General features: G+C 61.9%; 1 protein-coding gene. It reads left to right on the top strand.

All coding sequences use genetic code 11. From position 1 onward, the window contains the following. Positions 1-331, top strand: a 331-nt coding sequence (locus ACPYOI_RS36090; protein ID WP_481424175.1) for a homocysteine S-methyltransferase family protein, incomplete at both ends; no start/stop codon positions are given.

Raw genomic sequence — 331 nt, forward strand, 5'->3', positions numbered from 1 at the left:
ACTCGGATTGGGGAGAAAAGCTCGGCTACGACCGCGACAGGCTGCTCGCGGCCAACGACCGGTCGGTGGCATTGCTGGTGGCACTGCGCGACGAGTTCGAAACGAAGCGTTCACCGATCGTTATCAACGGAGCCATAGGACCACGCGGCGACGGCTACGTCGCAGAACGCATCACCGCTGCGGAAGCGGAAGACTACCACCATGCCCAGGTCGAATGCTTTGCTCGAGGCGAGGCCGACATCGTCACGGCATATACTCTGACCGCGCCGGAAGAGGCAGTGGGCATTGCACGTGCAGCTGCGGTGAACGACATGCCGTGCGCAATCTCGTT

This window comes from Rhizobium sp. SVR5-2C (genome assembly GCF_056755115.1).